The sequence below is a fragment of the Paraburkholderia sp. RL17-380-BIE-A genome, from assembly GCF_046028085.1.
Taxonomy (GTDB): domain Bacteria; phylum Pseudomonadota; class Gammaproteobacteria; order Burkholderiales; family Burkholderiaceae; genus Paraburkholderia.
Window position 1 is genome coordinate 1 of the sequence record NZ_JARESQ010000019.1, and the last position, 23,412, is coordinate 23,412.

Annotated in this window: 20 protein-coding genes and 2 pseudogenes; 11 read left to right on the forward strand and 11 right to left on the reverse strand. The window is 60.0% G+C overall.

The window, feature by feature from the left end; genetic code table 11:
* Positions 1-688, reverse strand: a pseudogene (locus P0D68_RS27315) (ISNCY family transposase); the annotation flags it as partial.
* Positions 689-1,908: 1,220 nt separating this feature from the next.
* Here P0D68_RS27315 and P0D68_RS27320 point away from each other — a divergent pair.
* From P0D68_RS27320 to P0D68_RS27330, 3 genes are all read left to right on the forward strand, one after another.
* Positions 1,909-3,228, forward strand: coding sequence for an MFS transporter (locus P0D68_RS27320; RefSeq protein ID WP_408297915.1), 1,320 nt, complete (start codon positions 1,909-1,911; stop codon positions 3,226-3,228).
* A 46-nt stretch (positions 3,229-3,274) separates the two neighbouring features.
* A complete protein-coding gene (locus tag P0D68_RS27325; RefSeq protein ID WP_408297917.1) occupies positions 3,275-4,234 on the forward strand; it encodes a dihydrodipicolinate synthase family protein in 960 nt (319 codons plus the stop codon).
* 93 nt (positions 4,235-4,327) lie between these two features.
* Positions 4,328-5,440: a LacI family DNA-binding transcriptional regulator gene (locus P0D68_RS27330; protein WP_408297919.1), complete on the forward strand. Its 1,113-nt coding sequence runs from the start codon at positions 4,328-4,330 to the stop codon at positions 5,438-5,440.
* A 113-nt stretch (positions 5,441-5,553) separates the two neighbouring features.
* Here the strand turns inward: P0D68_RS27330 and P0D68_RS27335 are convergent, their stop codons facing one another.
* The 3 genes and pseudogenes from P0D68_RS27335 to P0D68_RS27345 all read right to left on the reverse strand — a co-directional run.
* Positions 5,554-6,009 carry a TIGR02594 family protein gene (locus P0D68_RS27335; protein WP_408297921.1) on the reverse strand — a complete coding sequence of 152 codons (456 nt, stop codon included), beginning with the start codon at positions 6,007-6,009 and terminating at the stop codon, positions 5,554-5,556.
* Between the two features lie 253 nt (positions 6,010-6,262).
* Positions 6,263-7,006, reverse strand: coding sequence for an SDR family NAD(P)-dependent oxidoreductase (locus P0D68_RS27340; protein WP_408187642.1), 744 nt, complete (start codon positions 7,004-7,006; stop codon positions 6,263-6,265).
* 183 nt (positions 7,007-7,189) lie between these two features.
* A pseudogene (locus P0D68_RS27345) lies at positions 7,190-7,366 on the reverse strand (glutathione transferase); the annotation flags it as partial.
* A 204-nt stretch (positions 7,367-7,570) separates the two neighbouring features.
* Between P0D68_RS27345 and P0D68_RS27350 the strand changes: the two are divergent.
* On the forward strand, positions 7,571-7,942 hold the full coding sequence (locus P0D68_RS27350; RefSeq protein WP_408297923.1) for a YciI family protein: 372 nt from the start codon (positions 7,571-7,573) through the stop codon (positions 7,940-7,942).
* Between the two features lie 207 nt (positions 7,943-8,149).
* On the opposite strand, the gene P0D68_RS27355 is transcribed toward P0D68_RS27350, so the two are convergent.
* The 5 genes from P0D68_RS27355 to P0D68_RS27375 form a co-directional block, all read right to left on the reverse strand.
* The gene (locus P0D68_RS27355; RefSeq protein WP_408297925.1) at positions 8,150-8,614 is read right to left on the reverse strand and encodes a 4-fold beta flower protein; all 465 of its coding nucleotides are present in this window, start codon (positions 8,612-8,614) and stop codon (positions 8,150-8,152) included.
* Positions 8,615-8,698: 84 nt separating this feature from the next.
* On the reverse strand, positions 8,699-9,475 hold the full coding sequence (locus P0D68_RS27360) for a hypothetical protein (RefSeq protein ID WP_408297927.1): 777 nt from the start codon (positions 9,473-9,475) through the stop codon (positions 8,699-8,701).
* 156 nt (positions 9,476-9,631) lie between these two features.
* Positions 9,632-10,132 carry an SRPBCC family protein gene (locus tag P0D68_RS27365; RefSeq protein ID WP_408297929.1) on the reverse strand — a complete coding sequence of 167 codons (501 nt, stop codon included), beginning with the start codon at positions 10,130-10,132 and terminating at the stop codon, positions 9,632-9,634.
* 453 nt (positions 10,133-10,585) lie between these two features.
* Positions 10,586-12,166 carry an isocitrate lyase gene (locus P0D68_RS27370; protein ID WP_408297931.1) on the reverse strand — a complete coding sequence of 527 codons (1,581 nt, stop codon included), beginning with the start codon at positions 12,164-12,166 and terminating at the stop codon, positions 10,586-10,588.
* 535 nt (positions 12,167-12,701) lie between these two features.
* Positions 12,702-13,664 (reverse strand): 2-hydroxyacid dehydrogenase, encoded by a 963-nt coding sequence (locus tag P0D68_RS27375; RefSeq protein ID WP_408297933.1) that lies wholly within the window; start codon positions 13,662-13,664, stop codon positions 12,702-12,704.
* A gap of 314 nt (positions 13,665-13,978) precedes the next feature.
* Between P0D68_RS27375 and P0D68_RS27380 the strand changes: the two genes are divergently transcribed.
* The 5 genes from P0D68_RS27380 to P0D68_RS27400 all read left to right on the forward strand — a co-directional run bounded on the left by P0D68_RS27380 (position 13,979) and on the right by P0D68_RS27400 (position 18,537).
* Positions 13,979-14,737: an SDR family oxidoreductase gene (locus P0D68_RS27380; RefSeq protein WP_408297935.1), complete on the forward strand. Its 759-nt coding sequence runs from the start codon at positions 13,979-13,981 to the stop codon at positions 14,735-14,737.
* Between the two features lie 51 nt (positions 14,738-14,788).
* Complete coding sequence (locus P0D68_RS27385; protein ID WP_091794056.1) at positions 14,789-16,102, forward strand: MFS transporter; 1,314 nt, start codon at positions 14,789-14,791, stop codon at positions 16,100-16,102.
* Between the two features lie 26 nt (positions 16,103-16,128).
* The gene (locus P0D68_RS27390; protein ID WP_408297937.1) at positions 16,129-16,521 is read left to right on the forward strand and encodes a VOC family protein; all 393 of its coding nucleotides are present in this window, start codon (positions 16,129-16,131) and stop codon (positions 16,519-16,521) included.
* A 107-nt stretch (positions 16,522-16,628) separates the two neighbouring features.
* Positions 16,629-17,873: a citrate/2-methylcitrate synthase gene (locus tag P0D68_RS27395; RefSeq protein ID WP_408297939.1), complete on the forward strand. Its 1,245-nt coding sequence runs from the start codon at positions 16,629-16,631 to the stop codon at positions 17,871-17,873.
* A 301-nt stretch (positions 17,874-18,174) separates the two neighbouring features.
* Positions 18,175-18,537 carry a translation initiation factor Sui1 gene (locus P0D68_RS27400; protein ID WP_091794050.1) on the forward strand — a complete coding sequence of 121 codons (363 nt, stop codon included), beginning with the start codon at positions 18,175-18,177 and terminating at the stop codon, positions 18,535-18,537.
* 138 nt (positions 18,538-18,675) lie between these two features.
* On the opposite strand, the gene P0D68_RS27405 is transcribed toward P0D68_RS27400, so the two are convergent.
* Both P0D68_RS27405 and P0D68_RS27410 read right to left on the reverse strand, forming a co-directional pair.
* Positions 18,676-19,983, reverse strand: a complete 1,308-nt coding sequence (locus tag P0D68_RS27405) for an MFS transporter (protein ID WP_408297941.1) — start codon at positions 19,981-19,983, stop codon at positions 18,676-18,678.
* A gap of 230 nt (positions 19,984-20,213) precedes the next feature.
* A complete protein-coding gene (locus P0D68_RS27410; protein ID WP_091794046.1) occupies positions 20,214-20,957 on the reverse strand; it encodes a GntR family transcriptional regulator in 744 nt (247 codons plus the stop codon).
* A 143-nt stretch (positions 20,958-21,100) separates the two neighbouring features.
* Between P0D68_RS27410 and P0D68_RS27415 the strand changes: the two genes are divergently transcribed.
* Both P0D68_RS27415 and P0D68_RS27420 read left to right on the forward strand, forming a co-directional pair.
* Complete coding sequence (locus tag P0D68_RS27415) at positions 21,101-22,405, forward strand: MFS transporter (protein ID WP_408297943.1); 1,305 nt, start codon at positions 21,101-21,103, stop codon at positions 22,403-22,405.
* On the forward strand, positions 22,402-23,292 hold the full coding sequence (locus tag P0D68_RS27420; RefSeq protein WP_408297945.1) for an amidohydrolase family protein: 891 nt from the start codon (positions 22,402-22,404) through the stop codon (positions 23,290-23,292). Before P0D68_RS27415 ends, P0D68_RS27420 begins: the two co-directional genes overlap by 4 nt.
* Positions 23,293-23,412 lie beyond the last annotated feature (120 nt).

Consider the following 23,412-nt stretch of genomic DNA (forward strand, 5'->3'; position numbering starts at 1 on the left):
GCCCGCTGGCAAACGGCAAACGCCCGGCAGGCGTGGATAAACCGGACGAAACCTGCCGCTATAGAACGCGACAGGTTTGCCGTGTGCCATCAGATACTTCGACTGGGCCTCAAGATAGCTGAAGGTCGATTCCGTTGCCGTAAAATGCAGCGTCATCGGCCTGCCAGTCGCATCGTCGATGAACACCCAGCAGCGTGCAAGCGGGCGCCCGTTCCTCGAACCACGGATGTTCGCTGCCGTCGATCTGCACCAGTTCGCCAACACACGAGCGCCGCGCCCGCGGCTGGTAGATCTTCGGCGGGCGCTGCCGGCGTGGAATCCACAGTCCGGCATCGGTCATCAACTGCCGCACGGTTTCCTTGGCCATCCGGATGCCGTGACACTCCCAAAGCTTCTCGCACGCCAGCGTCGGGCCAAAATCGGCATAGCGCTCGCGAATGATCGCCAGCGCGCGAGCCGCGGTGCCGGCATCGAGCCGGTTGTTGCTCGGCTTCGCGCATCGGCCGGACACCAGACCCGCCGGGCCATCTCCACGCAGGCGCGCGACCAGCCGTCGTATCTGTCGCGTCGTCAGGCCGAGCCGCTGCGCAGCGCGCCACGGTTTGAGCAGATCGTCCGCCACGGCCTGAATGACCTTGAACCTGTCCAGCTCACGCATCGTCATGGTGATCCTGTCCGTCGCAGCCATCGCAGCCTCCGGCGCCGGAGGATCGACGCAGGGTAAGCTTATGCCGCCTCGAAGCGGACATTTGAACTTGGCTAAAAGCGGACATTACAACTTAGCCTCTACATACAAATTGGTGATAATTTATCTTATGTCAAATTATGTACTTGAGCGGACGATGAGAGTGTCTGAACCGTTGGTTTGCTGGTCGCCCTCCCGTTGAACACCCGCGACGTTCTCTCCGGTAGTCAATCCGGGACTGTCTCATTCAGTCTGTTTCCGGAGAAACACACCACGGGACGTGCTCGCCGTAGCATACGCAAAACAGTCTGATCTTCACTCGGGGGCAAGAGGTGAACGACCCGCTACGAGTTGCAATCTCGGTCCGCCCCAAAACAGCGATAAGGACTCGAAGGATCGTACAGTTCGCCCGGTATCCCAGCGTGCCCGTCTCAAAGAGCAACTGGCGCGAGTAACGTGCGTTTTTGCGTACGGCAAGTCGGGCCACGCCGAATGCAACCAGGGATAGCGGCAACTCGCCGGATTCACTCGCCCTGCCTTCGCCATAGACAAGCGGCGCGAGCAGCGTGTCATATCGTTCTAGCGTCCGGATCAGTTACCCGGTGCATCCCGATCTGGGGGCGCAGTGCAGTCTAGGCACCCCGAGTTTTCGCTAAACGAGGTCTGTGCGCAGCACACGTCACAATACCCGCGCGCGATGCGCGCGCCCTCGTCCCTCCTCGTTGAGGCGTGTGTTGCCCGCATGCTCCCACATTCCCGTGCTACGCAGAGAATTGACGTTCCATTCGTGCTGACGGAGATGATGCGTCCAGAAAAATCCCGCGGGTTCATCTTCACGAAGTTCGACAAGCCAGTAAAGCCAACTCTTATATCTTATATAAGAATAGAGGATGTCGAACAAGGCCGCTTGGATGATCCGCGTTAACCCGCTGACGCCCTTCCGGCGCTTGCAATCTCTCCCGGTTAGATCCAAAATGTAAGCGCTAACACTTCGATTTCGGCGAAATAATACCGTTTAGATTAGTTCCGTATCTGCGCGACGTCACAAAATGTAAGCGCTACCATTTTTTGAGGACGGATTGAGCGCATAGCGTAATACGCCGCGGAGCGCAAACTTCGATCCCATGCGAGCCGGAGTGAACGCGCAACACCAAGCCGCCTGACAACGCATCGGCGCGGCCCGCCTCAACTCAACCGAATACATGAACCGGAGACAAAAGATCATGAGCACAACCCCTCGCCCTGAGCCGGCACCACCAAGAATTCGCCGCGCCCAGACCGTAGCGCTGACGCTGTTGATGGTCAGCGGCATCGTCAACTATCTGGACCGTGGCACGCTTGCCGTGGCCAATCCGCTGATCCGCCATGATCTCGGCTTGTCGCTGGGTCAGATGGGGCTGCTGCTCTCCGCGTTTTCCTGGAGCTACGCGCTATTTCAATTGCCGGTGGGCGGTCTCGTCGACCGCGTCGGGCCGCGCAAGCTGCTCGGCCTCGGTCTGATCGTCTGGTCGCTCGCGCAGGCCGCTGGGGGCTTCGTCTCGACCTTCGGCTGGTTCATCCTTGCGCGGATCGTGCTCGGCATCGGCGAGGCGCCGCAGTTTCCGTCAGCGGCGCGCGTCGTCAGCAACTGGTTTCCGCTGCGCGCTCGCGGCAAGCCGACCGGCATCTTCAACTCGGCGTCCCCGCTCGGCACGGCGCTCGCGCCGCTCTGCCTGTCGATTCTCGTTGTGAATTTCCATTGGCGCTGGGCGTTCATCGTGACGGGCATCGTCGGCCTGATCGTGGCGGTCGTATGGCTTGCGGTGTATCGCGATCCGGCGAAGGCCACGATGACCCAAGAAGAGCGCCGTTATCTCGAAGGTGACGAGGCGGATCGCAGGCCCGCGCAGTCGCTCACCTTCGCCGAATGGCGTTCGCTTTTTTCGCACGGCACGACCTGGGGCATGCTGATCGGCTTTTTCGGCTCCGTCTACCTCAACTGGGTGTATCTGACGTGGCTGCCAGGCTACCTGACGATGGAACGCCACATGAGCCTCATGCATACGGGCGTCGCAGCATCGATTCCCTTCTTCTGCGGTTTTCTTGGCTCGCTCACGGCCGGCTGGTTCTCGGATCTCATGACGAGCCGCAGCACAAATCCGGTCGGGAGCCGCCGCAACGCCGTGGTGATCGCGATGCTCGGCATGGTCGCGTTCACGATTCCGGCGGCGCTCGTCGAGAGCAATATGCTCGCGATCGCGTGCATCTCGGTGGTGATCTTCCTGGCCAACGCCGCTTCAGCCAGTTCCTGGGCGCTCGCGACCGCCGCCGCGCCGCCAAACCGCGTCGGCTCGCTCGGCGCGATCCAGAATTTTGGCGGCTTCCTGGGCGGCGCCCTCGCCCCCATTCTGACCGGCTACATCGCGCAGACCTGGTCTTTTGTGCCCGCGCTGCTGACGGCGGCAGGCATCGCGTTCATCGGTGCAATGAGCTACTTGCTGCTCGTACGCAAGCCGATCGAGGACAAGCCCGCACACGTCGAAGCTTTTAGCGCGCAGGCGTGACGAGAGCGCGCGCCGAGCTCCATTCAACCCATTCAGAGAGATAACCATGACAAGTGCCACGCACTCCCCCCCTTCGATCGAAGGCATCGTTCCCGTGATGCTGACACCGTTCGACGCTTCCGGCGCGATCGACTATGCCGGCCTCGAACGTCTGATCGAGTGGTACATCGCGCACGGCTCGGACGCGCTCTTCGCCGTTGCGCAGTCGAGCGAGATGCAGTTCCTGAGCCTCGCCGAGCGTGGCGAACTCGGCCGGTTCGTCGTGGAAAAAGTGGCGGGCCGCATTCCCGTCGTGGTCTCCGGCCACATCAGCGACGATCCCGAGGCGCAGGCGGAAGAACTCGGCGTCGCCGCATCGACGGGCGCACAAGGCATCGTGCTCGTGACGAACCGGCTCGATCCGAAGCACGAGGGAACGGAGGTCTTCACGGCCAATCTCAAGCGCCTTCTCGAGCGCCTTCCGTCGGACATTCCGCTCGGCCTTTACGAATGCCCGGCGCCGTATCGGCGGCTGCTCTCCGATGATGAACTGAAGATGTGCATCGACACCGGCCGCTTCATCATGCTAAAGGACGTGAGTTGCGATCTCCAGACCGTCAAACGGCGCGTCGCGATGGCGCAGGGTTCGCCGCTGAAGATCCTGAACGCCAACGCAGCGATCGCGTGGAACGCGATGAAGGCCGGCTCGGCAGGTTTCAACGGCGTGTTCACGAACTTTCACCCGGACCTCTACAAGTGGCTGCGCAACGATGCAGCTCAGGACCCAGCACTCGCGGAGGAACTGTCGACGTTTCTCGTGGTCTCCGCGGTTTCTGAAGCGCTGGGCTATCCGGCGCTCGCGAAGATTTACCATCAGCGCATCGGCACGTTCGAGTCGATTCGCTGCCGCGTGATCGACTACGACGTTCGCGAGCGTTTCTGGGCGCTCGATGCGGTGCTCGACAAGATCGTCGCCGGCACCGGACATTTCCGTTCGCGTATTGCCGCTCTCTCGGCGCCCGCATGAGCCCAAACGCGCGCGCACCCGGCGGAACGCCGCGACGGTATGATGACGGCGCTTGCTGCATCCGCCTTCGTACAACCGTCACTTCCTGATCCGATGCCCCGCTCCTTTGATTCTCCCGCGCCCGCTTCCGATACGGCCCCGGCCCGAACGCCGACGAGCCGCGCTCGCCGCAACACAGGACGCACCGTGCTCTCGGATGTCGCGAAGCTCGCGGGGGTATCCACGGCGACGGTGTCGCGGGTGTACAACGAGCCGGACAAAGTCTCGGCCAGCGTGCGCGAGCGCGTCGAGCACGCCGCGCTCACGCTCAACTGGTTTCCGAATGCGGCAGGACGCGCGCTCGCGTCCACGCGCAGCCATATCGCCGGCATCATTATTCCGACGCTCGACGATCAGGTGTTCGCCTCGCAGGTGAGCGCCATGCAGGCGGCGTTCGCGGCGCGCGGCATCACGCTCGTGCTCGGCTGCTCGAACTACGACCCCGCGCAGGCGATCGTGCAGGTGCGCGCGATGCTGGCACGCGGCGTCGAGGCGATGGCGATCGTCGGCGAGGCGCATCCGGCCGAACTGTTCGATGCATTGCGGCTCTATCGGGTGCCTTATGCGGTCACGTATGCGTATCGCGAGGGCAGCCCGCACGACTGTATCGGCTTCGACAATCACGCGGCCTACGTTGAAATAACGGAACATCTGATTGGCCTTGGCCACCGCTCGTTCGCGGTCTGCATTCAGCCGACTCGCGACAACGACCGGGTGCAGGCGCGCCTCGCGGGCATTCGCTCGGCGCTCGAACGCCACGGCCTCGCCGTCAGGCCGGAGCACCTGTTCGAAGGCGAATCGACGATCGAATTCGGGCGGCGCAGCTTGCGCTCGATCTGGCAATCGGCAGGCGAGCACCCGAGCGCGATCATCTGCGGCAACGACCACATTGCTTTGGGCGTGCTGCGCGAAGCGGAGGATCTGGGGATTGCCGTTCCAGGCGAATTGTCCGTGACGGGCTTCGACGATCTCGCGATCGCCAAAGAGATGCGTCCCGCGCTCACGACCATGCGGGTCGACACCGCCGAGATTGGAAGGCTTGCGGCGCAACACCTGCTCGACGCACTCGACGGCAAGCCAGTTCAACGTGGACACGAGGTGCATGCGCAATTACAGATTCGCCAGTCGACGGGGCCATGCCCGAGCCAGGTTTCGCGGCGATCTTGATAGCTCGTGTGCACCCGAAGGCCACTTCCTGGTAGGAACCGCCGGTTGAATGTCCTTCTCAGATAGCGGCGTTGCCGATCCCGTTCAAGTGCCGCGGAAAACGCGGCCTTCACTCACGGCCAGCGATATGCCAACACACGGTCGAGCGGATAAGCTAATTCGCGTACCTCTTCAAGCTGATTGCCTCCGAACAAGTAAACGTGCTGGGCGTCAGATCGCAGAAAGAATCCCACATGACCCTTCCATTCGACGGCATCGTCGGCAGTCAACACTGCAACGCAGCCGTAGATTGGAACGCCGAGCTCATTTCCCCAAGTTAGCCAGGAGCGAGCCAAGGCCGACCGCGTTCCTGCAATGCCCGATTGCTTCATGCACCAGTTGAGGAATGACGAACACCATGCGATCTTGTCGTCGTAGCCTGCCAATTGAGTGCTTTCGTTATACTCGGCGATCCTCGGGTTGCATTCGCCCGCGCCGTAACGCTTGACACCTCGTTCCTTGAACGCGATATCCATCCAGACAGGCGTGAATCCGTTCGCTGCTTGCTGGTCGCGATGCCCTTGAATCATCCGCGTGCTCCTTACAGACGCCCTTCTTTGACCGGGCCGTAGATGGCCCGTGGCTCGTCAGAATTTACCGCCCAGTATCGGTCGCCGTAGGACGAGTGCCACGACAGGATCGGAAAATGAGATCACGAGAGGAACCGGATTCGAATGAAGAACGGCCCAATGGCAAGACTTGAAATTGTCAGCGATGTGTCTGCTAATGTCGAGCGGCCGGTATTGGACGAGTTCTGAAGTTCGAAGCTAAGACATCGGTTCACTACGTGAGATTCAACCCACCATCCGATAGCAGAATTTCTCCGGTCAGATAGTCCGATGCGACCAGCATCGCGACAGCCTGAGCAATGTCTTCGGGGCTAGCCGACCGCCGCATTGGGGCTCGTGTTTTCCACAGTTCCTGTGCTTGCGTCCAATCCGCGGTCAATGGAGTGTCGACTAGCCCTGGCGCAACAGCATTCACCCGGATGTCAGGCGCGAGTGATAGCGCCAGCAAGCGGGTCATGTGGTTCAGCGCAGCCTTCGTGACCGAGTATGGTATTGACGCGCCCTTAGGTCGAACACCCGCATGTGAACTGATGTTGATCACGCTACCAGGGCGACCCCGTCGAGCTGCATCACGTAATGCTGGTTCCGCTTCAGCTATCAAACGAAACGGGGCGATTACGTTGACCTCGTGGAGTTCCTGCCAGACAGTCGGCGTAGCCGCAGCCAGATCACCATGCGGGATAACACGGCTGATCCCCGCATTGTTGATCAGAACGTCGAGTCGCCCCCATGCGGCGACGGACTCACGTACCAGGCGCACCCTGTCCATATCATCGGCCAAGTCGGCCTGGACGTAGATCGCCGAGCCAAGCTCACGGGCCAATGCTTGCCCTGTTTCCGCCGAACTGCGCGAATGCAAAACGATTGAAAATCCTTCGCTTGAGAGCCGCCGAGCGATGGCAGCGCCAATGCCAGAAGTCGAACCGGTAATAAGCGCAACAGGGGACGCAATTTTCATGGGCGGTGTCATGGATGACGGTCGTTCTCAGGTGTTCGTTCGTCGATTGTTGACGATCCAGGCGACTTTGTCGAACGTTCAACCTTGACTGACTGTCGTCCCACACGGAAGTCCTGCTGCTTGCGTTGATGGACACAGCTGAGGCCGCTCCAGCATGCCCTACTGCTGCACTGACGCTCGTTCTCATTGATGCGCTGCGTACGATGCCAACTTTGTGGGGACGTCATCGCCATTCATGACGAGGCGATTTAGTATTAAAGCCAAATCGGTGTCAGCGATGCACCAATCGCCGAATAGGTTCAATGCATCCGTTGAGAGAAGCCGATCCGCCGCAAGGTGTAGCTTCTGCACTGCGAGCTGCAGGACGAGGAGTTGGTCGATTGTTAGCTATCTTGGGGCTGGTGTCGAGCGACCGTGATTGGCCGGCCACTGCCTCATGCATCCGGCATATTCCGGACTCAAAGCGGACAGGCTGGCGAGACTCGCTACAGACTCCCCAAGAAAAGATGTCGATTTTCGATCATCAGATTCGTCGTCAGGATATTCCCACCCAAAGGATCTCCCATGAAATACCTCGGCTTGGCCTACTTTACCCCCGAAAAATTCGCCGCGATGGCGCCAGACGACGTCAAGAAATTAGTCGTCCAATGCCCCGCATTGGACGACAAGATGAGAGCTACCGGCAAGGTACTGATTTCCGCTTCGCTTGGCGATCTGGACACCTGGAGGACGCTCCGCCCGCGCAGTGGGAAGACGCACGTCATCGATGGGCCGTACACCGAGTCGAAGGAAGTCGTGGGCGGCCTTTTCGTCATCGAGGCAGATACCCATGACGAGGCGTTGCGCATCGCCTCCATGCACCCGGCGGCCAAGCTGGGCGAAGAAGGCGGATGGGCCGTCGAGCTTATCCCCTTGGATTCATATTTGACCCCATGAGGGCTTGGAGGTATGTCTCAAACACGCGTCGGCGCTCCTTTCTCCACAAACACGTTGACGGCTTCGTGCGTGTTCGTGGCGGTGCTACTCTGGGCCGAGCGGCGACGCCTGTGATCGACCCGCAGGGGACTTTCACATTTCTCCGAAGCTGCCACTCGTGATCGGCCATCCCTGTCAGTCTCCCGCGTAGCGACACTCCACATCAGTTCATTTTGACCCCGCGCCTAAAAGGAAACGGCACGGCGTATCACCGAATCTGCTGGCGAGCACCGGCTGGAGAGGCGAAAGCTCCGTCAATGACTGAAGGGGCTTGAGTTCCTTGAGAGATTTGAGCGGTTCGAGCTGGGTCGCGGACGTCATGACCTGAGCTGTGGCGCATGCCGCGGTCCCATCGTGGGCATATATTGCCCCCTTTGCGAACCAACCAAGGTGCTTTCCGTTAAACCCGTAGACGTTGTAGCCTTCGTCGGTGCCAGCCTTCTCGAGGTAAGCCACGGGCTTGCCGCTCCACAAGTAAATGGTCAGCCCGTCGTCTATAGCGATGTACGCCTCGGCTGCGCCCCTCGCGTTGAAAAGTGTCACCTCGTCCTCGGCCTGCGCGGCTGCACCGTAAGCTGCAATGGCCAACGGAAATACCCAACGGATAAGCTGGCGTATGGTTTTGATTTGCATGATTCCCCCGTGGTTCTTGTTTGTGAGCGAAGTCGTTTTCCGCCGGATACACGAGCATCCCTAAGGTGGCCGTCTCCCACAAGGTCACAAATGGACGCTGGCGAGGCTGTGAAGCAAGTTGCGACGCCACTCTGGAGGCTTTCGCTGCCGCCCGTTTGGTGAATTAACCTGAATCGTCAATGGCCCTGCGACGGCCTGATTCAACATAATGACGCTACCCGTCTTGCCTTCGAACAAAAAGTACGTGCCGCCCGCAAAACCCAAGTATCCGATGGGATGCTCCTGATCCCACTGCAATCCGGTAGCAGCTCCCGTCGCCGCTACGATACGCGATTCGTCGCCTGAGAAATATAGGTCCGCATTTGAGGCACCAAGTCCGATAGTCAGGACCGGGAATGCCACAAGCCAGTAGACAGTTCTAAGCCGGAGTTTGAATTCAGGAAGAATCTGCGCGAAGTACGGCAGATCCGCGAGTCTCCTGATCCAAGGAGCAAGTAAGAAGAGCAAGGCAAACCATTTTTCTGGGGCGGAGATGGCAACAACGAGAATGAGCGCGACAACCGGTCCGAAGGTTTCCCAAATGTGCAGATATTTATTTGCTACCCGCCAAAAAAATGTAGGACTTCTGTCTGTGTTTGGTGCCGACTCTGACTTTCGTCCGATTCCGAGCGCAAGAAACGCCAGGATGTTTATTCCGATCGCGGTCATTAGCGGATACATTGCCAAGCTTGCGAACCCACTCAGTCCTGCAAACTGGAAGATGTTTATGCCGAAGCGCCCCCAAAAAGCGGCAAGATAACAAGCAGCTATCCCAGCAGAATACAGGCCCTCTAGGGTTGACCTCTGTATGTTTTCGCCCACCTGTGCTGTCCTTTTTTGTAGGAAGTGCAAAAAAGCGCTTAACCCGCTATGAGTCGCGATTGTCGACGTTTTGCACGTCGGCGTCGACCAGCCGAAACTGGCCGACCAGCGACTGCGGCCATTAACACCGTTGGGTGTCGCGCGACAAGCGGGCGCTCAGGGCGTTTTCGTTTCCACGCGCTGCTTAACCGCAGCATTCATCGCCTGAAAGTTCCGCCGAGTTTCCTCGGTTACGTCTTTCGTCAACCGCCCAACGAGCAATCCCGAAAAAGACTCCGTTTGCTCAAGATGAGTGCCGCCAGTTACGGCCGTGAGGTGAATGCAATGTGTGCCGTCGAAGACACCACGAATCCATACACTGCCACGCCAGCAAAGTTCTTGTTCCGGGCGAACGACCAGAACAGTCGGCTTGAATACCATCGAATCCGGTCCAATGCCTAGCACGATGCGGATTGTCTCTCCCTCCCTGAAGTCGCCGTCAACACGAGTAATGAAGGGGTTCCAATCGGGATACGCGGTGCTGTTCGATACGACGTTCCAGACATCGGCAGGCGGCCGATCGATGAGAATGTCAGCATGCACGCTGCTATCTTCGTGCAGGACAAAAAGGGTTCCAATTACGCCGACAACAATGACAGCGATGCCTTTCAGCAGCAATCCCCGCAAGCCCATATTCGCCCCATAATCGGTTGCATTTGTACTGCTGCAGTTTTGAATGCACAGATTGTTGACGATCTAGCCAGCGACGTCGAGTGTCTGAACCTGGCCGGCAGTACGCATTCATCGATGTCACAGCATCCATTCGCGATTGCCGCTGTCAAACGACCGCTGTGCTGGAGTGAGCGGGCATGCCGGCATCAACACGCGAATGGCGTCTCAGGCCGAATTGTGCATGTAGCTCGTCAGTCACCTTCCGGAGTACTGCAGCCGGTCAAACGGCGGGTTTCCCTGCTCACTGAATGACAGGTTGTGGCCGATTCGGTCGAAAAAAGTCGGCGCCGATGTGGAGTGTCAGATGTCCTGGAAAGCATCAAACTACGGGATTGAATCGTCATGACAAAAAAACGCCAACCCGGACGGGTTGGCGTTTTGCTTACGACAATGCCGATATCAGAACTGGTTCATCGTGTTGTCTTTCCCCGCCGCTTTCAGCGCCGCTTCGCCGCTGAAATACTCCTTGTGGTCGTCGCCGATGTCCGAGCCGGACATGTTCTGGTGCTTGACGCAGGCGATGCCCTCACGGATTTCCTTACGCTGCACGCCAGCCACATAACCCAGCATGCCCTGGTCGCCGAAGTATTCCTTGGCCAGGTTGTCGGTCGACAATGCCGCGGTGTGATAGGTCGGCAGCGTAATCAGGTGGTGGAAGATACCTGCTTCGCGCGACGCATCCGCCTGGAAAGTCCTGATCTTTTCGTCGGCGAGCTTTGCCAGTTCAGTCTGATCGTATTCCACGCTCATCAGCTGCGCGCGGTCGTATGCCGACACATCCTTGCCCGCGGCCTTCAACGCGTCATACGCCTGCTGGCGGAAATTCAGGGTCCAGTTGAACGACGGGCTGTTGTTGTACACCAGCTTGGCGTTCGGGATGACTTTGCGAATCTCGCTGACCATGCCGCCGATCTGGGCGATGTGCGGTTTTTCGGTTTCGATCCACAGCAGGTCTGCGCCGTTTTGCAGCGCGGTGACGCAGTCCAGTACGCAGCGCGCTTCGCCGGTACCGGCGCGGAACTGGAACAGATTGCTAGGCAGGCGCTTGGGACGCAGCAGCTTGCCGTCACGCTTGATGATGACGTCGCCATTGCCCAGTTCGTCGGCCGACAATTCTTCACAATCAAGGAAGGAATTGTATTGGTCGCCCAGATCGCCCGGCGTGTTGGTCACGGCGATCTGCTTGGTCAGGCCGGCGCCCAGCGAGTCGGTACGCGCCACGATGATTCCGTCGTCCACACCCAGTTCCAGGAAGGCGTAGCGAATGGCGCGAATCTTGGCGAGGAAGTCCTCGTGCGGCACGGTGACCTTGCCATCCTGGTGGCCGCACTGCTTCTCGTCGGACACCTGGTTTTCGATCTGGATGCAACATGCGCCCGCTTCAATGAACTGCTTGGCCAGCAGATACGTTGCTTCGGCGTTGCCGAATCCCGCGTCGATGTCGGCGATGATAGGCACGACGTGGGTGACGTGGTTGTCGATTTTTTCCTGGATGGCGGCCTTGGCAGGGCCTTGGGCGGCGTCGAGCTGGCGGAACAGGCCGCCCAGTTCACGGGCGTCTGCCTGGCGCAAGAACGTGTACAGCTCGCGGATCAGCGCGCTGACGGAAGTTTTTTCGTGCATCGACTGGTCGGGCAGCGGGCCGAACTCGGAGCGCAGCGCGGCCACCATCCAGCCGGACAGGTAAAGGTAACGGCGCTCCGTGCTGTTGAAGTGCTTCTTGATGGAGATCATCTTCTGCTGGCCGATGAACCCGTGCCAGCAGCCCAGCGACTGGGTGTATTTGGACGGGTCGGCATCGTAAGCCGCCATGTCGGCGCGCATGATCCTCGCCGTGTACCTGGCGATGTCCAGGCCCGTCTTGAACTTGTTCTGAGCACGCATGCGCGCCGCGTACTCGGGGTTGATGGCATTCCAGGCGCTGCCGTGATTCTCTTTCAAACCAGCAACTGCCTGAATGTCGTCTTGATATTGGGCCATGTGACTCTCCTAAAAGCAAAGCGCGTTTAACTAAGTGGTTCAGCGCGGCGTCGCTGCGTCTTTCGAAGCGAGCTGCATGACTAAATAGTAATGCCGCCCGGCCCAAGTCTTATATAAGACATAAGACATATTTTTCTCTTATATTTCAAATAGATACGCGGCAATTTTTGCGATGCAAAACCACTTTTCAAACAACGAAATGATGCTGATCCGGAGATTTTCGCGGAATCCCGCATTGTGAAACGCGCTTTCGCTGACGGAGAAAGGACAGCCGATCGATTCCGCTGCCATCGGGCTACAGCGGGCACTACGCGCCGACCGTCTCACACGTGCCCTGCCCGCGTGCTCGGCGCCATTCGAAACGGATCGCACTGATCCACAGCGAGAAGCGCGACGCGCCGGGTCACAGCGGGCTGTATGACGAGGTCAAGGCCGCGCTGTTGGCCGCTGAGCACAGGTGGAACTGGACGACCTCGCGACGCTCCCGCTGCTGCGTCACGCGAGCTTTACAAGCTCTGATTCGCGAGGCCGGGATTCACACCGGATTCAACGCGGGCCGCCCATCCAGCACGGCGGCAACGTTATCCAGCGCCGTGAAACCCATCTGGTCGCGAGTCTCGATCGTGGCGCTCGCCATGTGCGGCGTTAGAAACACGTTCTCGAGCGCCGCAAAACGCTTGTCGACATTCGGCTCATTCCGGTACACGTCCAGACCCGCACTGAACAGATGTCCCGAAGTCAGTGCTTCATAAAGCGCATCTTCATCCACCAGACCGCCACGCGCCGCGTTGACAAAGACCGCGCCCTTGGGCAGCAGCCCAAACTCATTTTTTGTCATTAGCGGGACGCCGCCGCCTGGCACGTGCAGCGTGAGCACATGGCAGTGCGGCAGCATATCCTCGAGGCTGGCGTAGTACGTCGCGCCATTTTCCAGCGACTCAGGCGCACGGTTAATGTCCGTGTAGATCACGCGCATGCCGAAACCTTGGGCACGCTTCGCGACCGCTCGTCCGATACGCCCGAATCCGACAATGCCGAGCGTCTTGCCGTTGACCCGCGTCCCCAGCATTTCGGTCATGCCGAATGATTTTCCCCAACCGTTGCGCATGATTCGTTCGTACTCCGACGCACGCCGGCAGGCCGCGAGCACGAGCAGCATCGAGAAATCGGCCGTGCATTCGGTCAACGCATCAGGCGCGTTCGTGACGACGATTCCCCTTTCGCGGGCAGCAGCCACGTCCATGTGGTCGAAGCCCGCGCTCGCGTTCGCAATGATCCTGACTGTCGAAGGCAGCGCGGCGATGTGCTCCGCTTGCAACCCGGATTTCTTGCCGATCAGTACGGCGGGCACCTCGTGCTTCTTGCAGAAGTCGACGACCGACCACGAGTCCATATCGGACTCGGTCACGAAGGCATGAAAATCGGCCACGGCGCGCTGCGCCACGGCGATGGGAACTTTGCGCGCAATCAACAGCCTGGTACGGTTATCTTTCGACATGGTTTTTCCTTGGGTAGGCAGACGTCGAGAGACTACGAAACAGCAGACCGGGCCGTCAATGTTGATTGGATGAATCAACTCCTCGGAAATGATGGGCCCCCTATTCGTCCCGGTGCGCGCTGCATGCCCCGATCCCTTTCCTTTCGAGCCCCTTGTCCGTGCCGCTGCACGCAACGCGCGTCTCAGGAAAACCCTGGTGCGATCCCCATCGGCAAAGCGCTCAGATGTTGATTCAATGAATCAAGATTGCTCGACGCATGGCACGAATGCAACTCTGCACCCCATGTTCAATTGACCTGTCGAGAGGAAGTGAAATGCCTGCATCGAAGAAATTTGCAGCCGTGACGGGCGCCGGCTCCGGCATCGGCCGCTCCGCCGCCATGGCGCTCGCCCACGCCGGATTCGCCGTCGCGCTCCTCGGGCGCAGAGCGGAACCGCTGCTGGAGACGAAGGAGGCAATCGGCATCGCCGGTGGGCAAGCGCATGTGTTCCAGACCGACGTCGCCAACGCAGCCTCGGTCGAGCGCGCGTTTTCGCAGATCGCCGAGACATTCGGCCGCCTCGACGTGCTCTTCAACAACGCGGGGCGCAACGCGGGCGCCGTCCCGCTGGAAGACTACGAGGTCGAATTCTGGAACGATGTCGTCGCCACCAATCTGACCGGCGTGTTCCTGTGCGCTCGCGCCGCTTATCGCTTGATGAAAGCGCAATCCCCGCAAGGCGGACGAATCATCAACAATGGATCGATCTCGGCGCACTCGCCGCGGCCGCATACCATCGCCTATACGGCGACCAAGCATGCGATCACCGGCATTACCAAATCGATTGCGCTGGACGGACGAGCGTTCAACATCGCCTGCAGTCAGATCGATATCGGCAATGCGGCCACCTCGCTCACGGAACGCATGAACCGCGGCGTACTGCAAGCGGACGGACGTCTGGCACCTGAAGCAAGAATGGACGTGACGCACGTTGCGAATGCCGTCGCGCACATGGCCAGTCTGCCGCTCGAGGCCAATGTGCTCAACATGACCATCATGGCGAGCGCCATGCCGTTCGTCGGCCGCGGATAGATCGCCCTTTCGCCAATAAAAAAACAACAGGCTAATGTTATGGAGACACCGATGAAAGTCATAGAGGAAAAAACCTTGCCGCCGCGAAACGCGGCCTTCGCGGATACCGCGAAACGCTCCAGAATCCGGTATGTCGTGCTCTCGATGTTGCTCGTGGCCACTATCCTCAACTACGTGGACCGCTCGGCGCTGGGCATCGTTGCACCGGGTCTCTCGAAGGGGCTCGGGCTCGACAGGATGCAAATGGGCGAACTGTTCGCAGCATTCGGCCTCGCCTATTCCATTGCTCTCGTGCCCGGCGGCGTGCTGACCGACGTTCTGGGCTCGCGCATTGCCTATGCGCTGTCTTTAGTCGGCTGGTCTTTCGCCACGTTGACGCAGGGTCTCGCGAGCGGTTATCACATGCTGCTCGGATCGCGGCTCGCGATTGGCGCACTGGAGGCGCCCGCCTTCCCTTCGAACGCACGCGCCGTGACGCTGTGGTTTCCCGCGCGGGAGCGCGGCTTCGCAACCAGCGTCTACGTCATGGGCCAATACATCGGCACGCCCTTGTTTACCGGCTTGTTGCTGTGGATCTCCGCCGCGTACGGCTGGCGCGCGGTGTTTTTCGTGACGGGAGGCTTCGGCATTCTGTTCAGCCTTCTCTGGTACCGGGTGTATCGCGATCCGCATCGACACGCGAGCGTGAATGCCGCCGAGCTGCAGTACATCAATGACGGCGCGACGACGCGCAAGGCACGCGAAAAATTCGACTGGCGCATGGCGCTCAAGCTGCTCAGCTACCGGCAGATTCTCGCCATCTGTCTTGGCAAGTTCTGCAATAACACCTTGCTGGTCTTCTTCACCACGTGGTTCATGACCTATCTGATCGAAGCGCGCCACATGTCGATGATCAAGGTCGGGATCTTCCAGGCGCTCCCTTTCATTGGCGCGACGCTCGGCATTCTCCTTGCCGGCTCCCTGTCGGATTTTTTCATCCGGCGCGGGGTGTCGATTTCCACGGCGCGCAAGACGCCGCTCATCGTCGGCACGCTGCTCGGCGCTTCGATCGTGCTCGTCAATTTCGTCGAGTCGAACGAGGCCGTGATCGCGATCCTGACGATCGCGTTCTTCGCGCAGGGCGTGGGATCGATGTCGTGGGCCGCCGTCTCCGAAATCGCGCCCCGGCAGTACGTGGGACTGACGAGCAGCATCACCAGTCTCGCGGCCAATATCGCGGGTGTTACCACGCCGCTCATGATCGGCTATATCACCCACCACACCGGCCACTTCTACTGGGCTCTGAACCTGATGGGCGCGATCTGCCTGCTCGGCGCGTTCTCATACTCCGTGCTGCTGGGCAAGCTTTCCCGCATCGAACTGTGACGCTTGCGACTATTCAGAGAAATCGAATGATTGAATTCAAGTGGGATCATCTGCAACTGTGCTCGGCAGACGCCGAAGCGACCGCCGCATGGTTTGCGCGTTGTCTGAACGCTGAAATCGTGCGACGTCCGGGACGCGTGGATTTGCGCATCGGCAACATCAATCTTTTCATCACGCCGCTGGCGAACGCGCAAGCCGGCCGGCTTCCTCAGGGCGAGCAAAGACAGGGCATCGATCATTTCGGTGTGGTGGTGGACGATCTCGACGCCGCGTTCGAGCATCTGTTGCGCTGTGACGCGGAAATCGTCGCGCCGGTCAAGCAGGTTCGCGCCGGCGTCCGAGCCTGCTTCGTACGAGCGCCGGGCGACATTCTCGTCGAGATTCTGGAGCGACGCCCCGCCGAGATGACTTTCACCTGAAAAAACGTCACTATTGACGCTGGATTGGTCGCGCTCATAGGCAACGCGCGACCAGCATCGTAACGCCTCTTCTGCCGCGTTGTGCTGCATCACTTGCCTGTCATCCCATGCGAAACTGGATAACTCTGACTGAAGCGGCCCGACAACTCGGCGTGCAGGCGCAGACTGTCTACGCGTACGTCAGTCGAGGCACCATTGCGGTCATGCCGGACCCGCATGACCCGCGCAAGAGCCTTTATCGTGCGGAGGACGTCGCCGGTCTGTGCCGCAAAAAGCAGGTGGGACGTAAGCGCGAGGCGCTCGCCGCCGGAATGATATTCGGTGCGGAGCCCTGCATTTACAGCGGCATCACCACGTTCTCAAAAGGTCGGCCGTACTACCGGGGACGCGATAGCATCCGGCTAGCGGACACGGCGACGCTCGAGGAAGTAGCGGCCATTCTCTGGAATGCGCGCGCGCCCGTTTCGTTCGAAGCCGGTGGTCTGCCGCTGCAGGGCCACGAGCGTGGCAGGCAATGCGCGTTCACTTCGCTGGCGGCACTCGCGGCCAGCGGGCACTCGACCATCGGACGCACGGATAGCGCACTGCATGTCGAAGCCGGCCGGCTCGTGGCGCTCATCGCGCAAGCGTTTGGCGCGCGTGGTGACGCGCATGCACTTGGGACACATGAGCGGCTCGCGCTCGGTTGGGGCCAGGACCGCGATGCCGCCGAACTCATCCGCCGTGCGATGGTTCTCGTGGCCGACCACGAGATAACGAGTTCGGCGTTCGCCGCCAGAATTACCGCCTCCACCGGCGCATCGCTGCCGGGATGCCTGCTCACGGGACTCGCGACCTTATCGGGCCCACTGCATGGCGACGCGTCGGGCCGCGTGCGCGCCGTGTTCGACGACGTTGGACGACTCGGCGCGGAACACGTCGTTGCTCATCACTTGCAGTCGGCCATTCCGATACCGGGCTTCGGACATCATCTCTATCCGGACGGCGATCCGCGAGCGGCCGCCTTGCTCGAAGTGTTGAATCCACCTCGGGAGCTCGTCTCGTTCATCGACAAGGTGGTCGAGCTGACCGGACTCCAGCCGAATATCGACGTTGCGCTCGCGGCTCTTGCGGCCCAGTTGGCCTTGCCACGCGATACGTCGTTCGCGTTGTTCGCAACGGCCCGCAGCGTGGGCTTGCTCGCCCATTGTATCGAGCAGTTGCGGGTGGGCAAGGTCATACGGCCACGAAGCCGCTATACCGGGCGCGCGCTGGAAGACGCCAGCCCGCCGCTGTCCGCCGAAGGCGCCGAGAAGCCACTCGACCCGGCCACGCTCGACAAGAATCGGCTGTTCAAGGCGGTCGATTCCTGAGAAGGCGTAATCGACTCAATCGCTTGCGTCATGCATCTGATCGAACCGTCCTGTGCGCGGCGGCCCACGGCGCGCTTAAAGATCACGCACCTTGCCAGTCGACTTCGATTGCGGACAGCATGGCAGATAGCGGCCGTGGGAAAGCTGGTTGAATGAGTTCAACGCACCGCTCTTTTGCGGCCCACCCCTCGCACTATCCGCAAGCTCCGAGCGACCTCACCTGGCCATGGTCGGCTACTGAAGCACACCTGCTAAACTCGCCCCGATTCCCGAATTATAAGCGTCTTCGAGTAAGCCAATCATGAAGAGTAGTTCAAAAGGCGGCCTTGTCTATTCCACCGACGGCGGGCGGATGTGCCCCGAGTGCAGGCGCCCGCTCGCGGACTGTGTCTGCAAGGCAGTGGCCGCGACATCGCAGGCGGGTGACGGTGCGGTGCGAGTGTCTCGCGAGACCAAGGGCCGCGGAGGCAAGAGCGTGACACTCATAAGAGGGCTGGCGCTCGAGCCGCTCGCTTTGGCGTTGCTAGCCAAGCAGCTGCGCACGGTCTGCGGTTCTGGCGGGACGGTCAAGGACGGCGTGATTGAAGTGCAAGGCGATCATTGCGAGCGGGTCATTGAGGCACTCAAAAAGCACGGCCATAACGCTAAGCGGGCCGGGGGTTAATCGCTTCAACGAGCGACGGCGCGATGAGATCAATCGGCCGCTCGCGGCTATCGAGCGGCCATCGAATCCGCCCAGGCGAGCGTCTCGAAGTGGCCGAATCTCAGTCCGAGGCTACTGCATCGAGCGGCAGCGATTTAATCAAAGCGAAACCGTTGAAGATGCAAGCGCCGCCTTGCGATGCCCACCCACTACCGATGCAATGGCGGTCCCAATTGCGAGAGCCAACAGGCATGCTGTCGGAACAAGCATTGGTGCAACGTGGCTATTACTGACTTTGCCAACGTACGGCATCAGGTTCTGTCCGAAGAACCCGCCAAGATTGCCGATGCAGTTGATAGCCGCAACGCTTGCTGCGGCGCGGGCGCCGGAAAAGAAACGCGGGGGCAGCGACCAGAAGCAAGGGTACAGCAGAGGAATACAGGCGCCGCCCAAACACAGCGCAATAAAGCGCAACGGCACGGTCGGCAATACGAGGCTGGAAGCAAAGCATACGACGCCGATGCCTGCCACCACGACCATTGCTTTTAGCACCACCTGCTCACGCTTGAGTTTCCCGGGAAGCCAAAGCAGAAGAAGTGTCGCGAGTGCCCACGGAATCATGTTGAGCAGGCCGTTGACGCTCGAAGAAACGCCCCAGCTCTTGACCAACGTAGGCATCCAGTACGTGACACCGTACAGCGACGTCGACATCATCATGTAGGTCGCGGCAAACATAAGCACCTTCGGATCGAGCAATGCGGCCCATGGTCGTGACTCTTTTGCCTCGGGGGACGCTTCGCGCTCGAGCGCCGCGATCACAATGTCCTGCTCGTCCCGGGAGAGAAAAGTCGCTTGCTTGACCGAGCTCGGCAGAAACTTCAGTGCTACGAACGCAATCAGTATTGCCGGAATGCCGGTCGCGAGGAAGACCCATTGCCAACCAGCCAGTCCCAGTGTCCCACCCAAGGAAAGCAGCATGCCTCCAACCAGCGAACCTAACATGTTCGCGAGCGAACTGCCGAGTGTGAACAGCCCGAGCACGCGCGTCCGGTAGCTTTGAGGAAACCACTGCGTCAGATAGTAAATGACACCTGGATAGAACCCGGCCTCTGCAACACCCAGTGCGAACCGGAATGAATAAAACACCGGCAGCGACTTCGTGAACGCCATTAACACCGTAATGACGCCCCACGTAATCATGATGCGCGCAAGCCAGGTGCGGGCGCCGAAACGATGCAATGCCAGAGTGCTGGGCACCTCGAACAGGAGGTAGCCGATAAAAAACAGCGAGGCGCCCAACCCGTAGGCGGCTTCCGTCATGCCGAGCGCCTGAACCATTTCCAGTTTCGCGAAACCGACATTCTGCCGGTCGATGAATGCGATGAGAAACATGACGATGAGCAACGGCATCAGCCGCCATGCCATTTTCCTCATTACCTGCTGCTCGCGTATAACCGCCGTAGACATGTTCGCTCCAAAGGTCCATGCCCGCTGCCGTGACTGGCGTTTCGCAGAGCGCCCGGTCAAACGAAAACAAGCAAATTTATATAGTCATATATATGTTTGTATGTTTGACGCCAATCTGCAATGAGGTATAACCCGGACGGACGGGCGTACGAACGCACGCGGCGCTGCTGTTTCAGCAGGCCGCCTGCCTATGTTCGTATGTTCGGAGCGGAAAGAAGGAAGTCGCGCTGTCAGCGAATGTCGACCTGATACTGGAAGGCTGACGCAGCACCACGCGTGGTGCGCCATTCAATAGGTGTTCCGGCAAAATCGGATGCCACACGGTGCACGAGAATGACCGGGCTGCCAACATCGATACGCAAAAGCGCTGCATCGGCTTCTGTGGCCTGCTCGACATTCAGAATTTCCCTGGCCGATGCCACGATTTGCCGGCAGAGCCGCTCGTAGAGCGGATACAGCAAGTCTTCGAAATCGCCGAGGGGGAGTGTCGCCAGCCCTTCGAAACGGCTTCGAGGCAGCCATATTTCTTCCGACAAGACCGGTTGCCCGTCAATCAGCCGTACTCTTGAGAGATGAACCGCCTTCTCGGTCGCCTTCATCCGCAACGTGGAGCGAATCCCCTCGTCCGGCTTGACGACTTCGCGGCGGAGCACTTTTGCTGTCGGTCGGACCGGCTTGCCGTCAACCGACTTGAACCGGAAGAAGCGGAACAACGACGAATCAAAGCGAGGACGCCGCACGAAGGTTCCCTTCCCCTGAGTGCGGGTGAGCACGCCGTCGGCCACCAGCAAATCAATCGCCTTGCGAAGGGTTCCAGTCGACACGGCGTAGAACTGGCTAAGCTCCGCCTCTGTGGCGATCGCCTTTTCGGGCTCCCACTCGCCCTCCGCAATGCGACGCACCAGGTCGTCGCGCAGTTGCTGGTATCGGGGCAACCGACCGTCTGGCGTGCCCGAGAACGATTGCGTATCCATCATTCATCTAGTTGTTCACAGGAATGGTCACTTTACAACAACCCGTGAAGACGAGGGTAAATCCTCAATGACATTTTCGTGGACGACTCTAGACTACACATATAGTCATATACATGAATATATGAATTCAAGTGGAGACAGCGATGCTCACGTGGTACAAACAAGGGACACCCCTCGAACGCAGCACCTTCTGGGGTTGTTTCGCCGGCTGGGGCCTCGATGCCCTCGACGTGCAGATGTTCACCCTGGCAATCCCCGCCATCATTGCAGCCTACGGCATCGACCACACACAGGCGGGCGCCATCAGCGGAGTGACCTTGGTGTCGTCGGCGCTGGGCGGCTGGCTGGCGGGCGCCTTGTCCGACAGGATCGGTCGGGTTCGGACGCTGCAGATTACGATCCTCTGGTTTGCAAGTTTCACCTTCCTATGTGCGTTTGCCCAAAGTTTTCCCCAGTTGCTGGTCCTGAAGGCACTCCAGGGTTTTGGGTTCGGCGGGGAGTGGGCAGCCGGCGCAGTGCTGATGGCGGAGACCATCCGTTCCGAACACCGCGGCAAGGCCATGGGAGCCGTGCAGAGCGCGTGGGCCGTTGGTTGGGCCGGTGCCGTGCTTCTGTATGCAGCAGCGTTTTCATGGCTACCGTCGGACACCGCGTGGCGTGTCATGTTCGGGGTCGGTCTGCTACCGGCACTCCTCGTTCTTTACGTTCGCCGCAATCTTCGCGAACCGGCGCGCATCGCTCCGGCTACCACTGAGCCGTCCGTTTCGGTGTGGGCACAGGTCGCACAAGTATTTCAGCCACGCGTCATCAAGACCACGGTGGTAGGCGCGATTCTCGGTACAGGTGCTCACGGTGGGTACTACGCCATCATGACCTGGCTGCCGACCTTCCTCTCAAAGGAAAGACATCTGTCGGTCCTGAACACGGGTGGATACCTCGCCGTCGTCATCGTTGCCTTCTGGTGCGGCTGCATGGCGAGCGCCTACCTGCTCGACCGGATCGGTCGCCGCCGCAACATCGCCTTCTTCGCCTTTGCGTGCATTGTCACGGTCCTGGCTTACGTCATGCTTCCGTTGAGCAACACGGAGATGCTCATGCTGGGTTTTCCGCTCGGCTTCTTTGCCGCCGGCATTCCGGCCAGTCTGGGTGCGCTCTTCAACGAACTCTATCCGGCAGACATGCGCGGCACGGGCGTCGGCTTCTGCTACAACTTTGGGCGGATCGCCTCGGCGGGTTTTCCTGTGCTGGTCGGGTACATGAGTCATTCGATGTCGCTCGGAGCAGCGATTGGTATCGACGCGGCCATTGCGTACGGGCTGGCGATGGTTGCCGTGTTGGCGCTTCCCGAAACGCGCGGTAGGCGGTTGCGGCCGACTGGCGTCGAGCAGTCTTCACAGCCGGTCGCCGATGCCGAGTTTGCGCTTGACCATCCCCGGAGCCAGCGATGACTCAGGCACCACCCATTGCGCGGCGAGTCCTGCCCCGCGTCGACACGCACGCGCACGTGTTTGCAAGAACACTGCCGCTCGCGGACGGACGGCGCTACGCACCCGGCTATGACGCAACCCTGGACGCTTACCGGAGGCTTCTGGACGCGAGCGACATTGGACATGCCGTGCTGGTCCAGCCAAGTTTTCTCGGTACCGACAACAGCTATCTTTTACAGGCGTTGACCACGGACCGGATCCGCCTGCGTGGGGTGGCGGTCGTTTCCCCCGATATTTCGGAAGACGACCTGGCGCAACTGAACGCCGATGGCATTACCGGCGTGCGCCTCAACCTTGTGGGGCAGACGCTCCCCGACATCGGCACGGCGCGCTACGCGACGTTATGGCGGCGGTTATCGAAACTCGGCTGGCATGTTGAGTTGCATAGGCAGGCGTCGGACCTGGCGCCACTCATCACTGCTTTGCTGGATGTGGGCTTGCCGGTCGTCGTCGACCATTTTGGCCGCCCTGCCCTGGATAGCGGCACCAGCGACCGCGGGTTCAAGGACCTGTTGGAGCTTGGCTGTTCGGGTCGTGTATGGGTCAAGATCTCGGGCGTTTACCGTTGCGCGAAGCCCGGCTCGAATTTCATGCGCGAAGCCACGGACCAACTGATCGACGCATTTGGCGCCGAGCGCCTGATGTGGGGCAGTGATTGGCCACACACGCAGTTTGAACACGCGACAGACTACAGCCAGACACTTTCCGCGTTGCTGGACTTACGTCTTGCGCCCTCGCTCGTCGATGCAATCCTGTGCTCAACCCCGCATTCGTTTTACAGGTTCGATAAAGAGCCCGTGTCGACCGACCGGAATCCGCTCTGCCGAGTCGCAAGCTATCGCACATAAGGATGGGCAAACCCCCCGCTCTCGCCCACGCGTCGACGCGCCGTTCACGATGGAACCAGCGCGACACCCGCACAGCAGATTGACGTGACCGCGTAGCTCAGCCCGCGGTCCGTTTGCGAC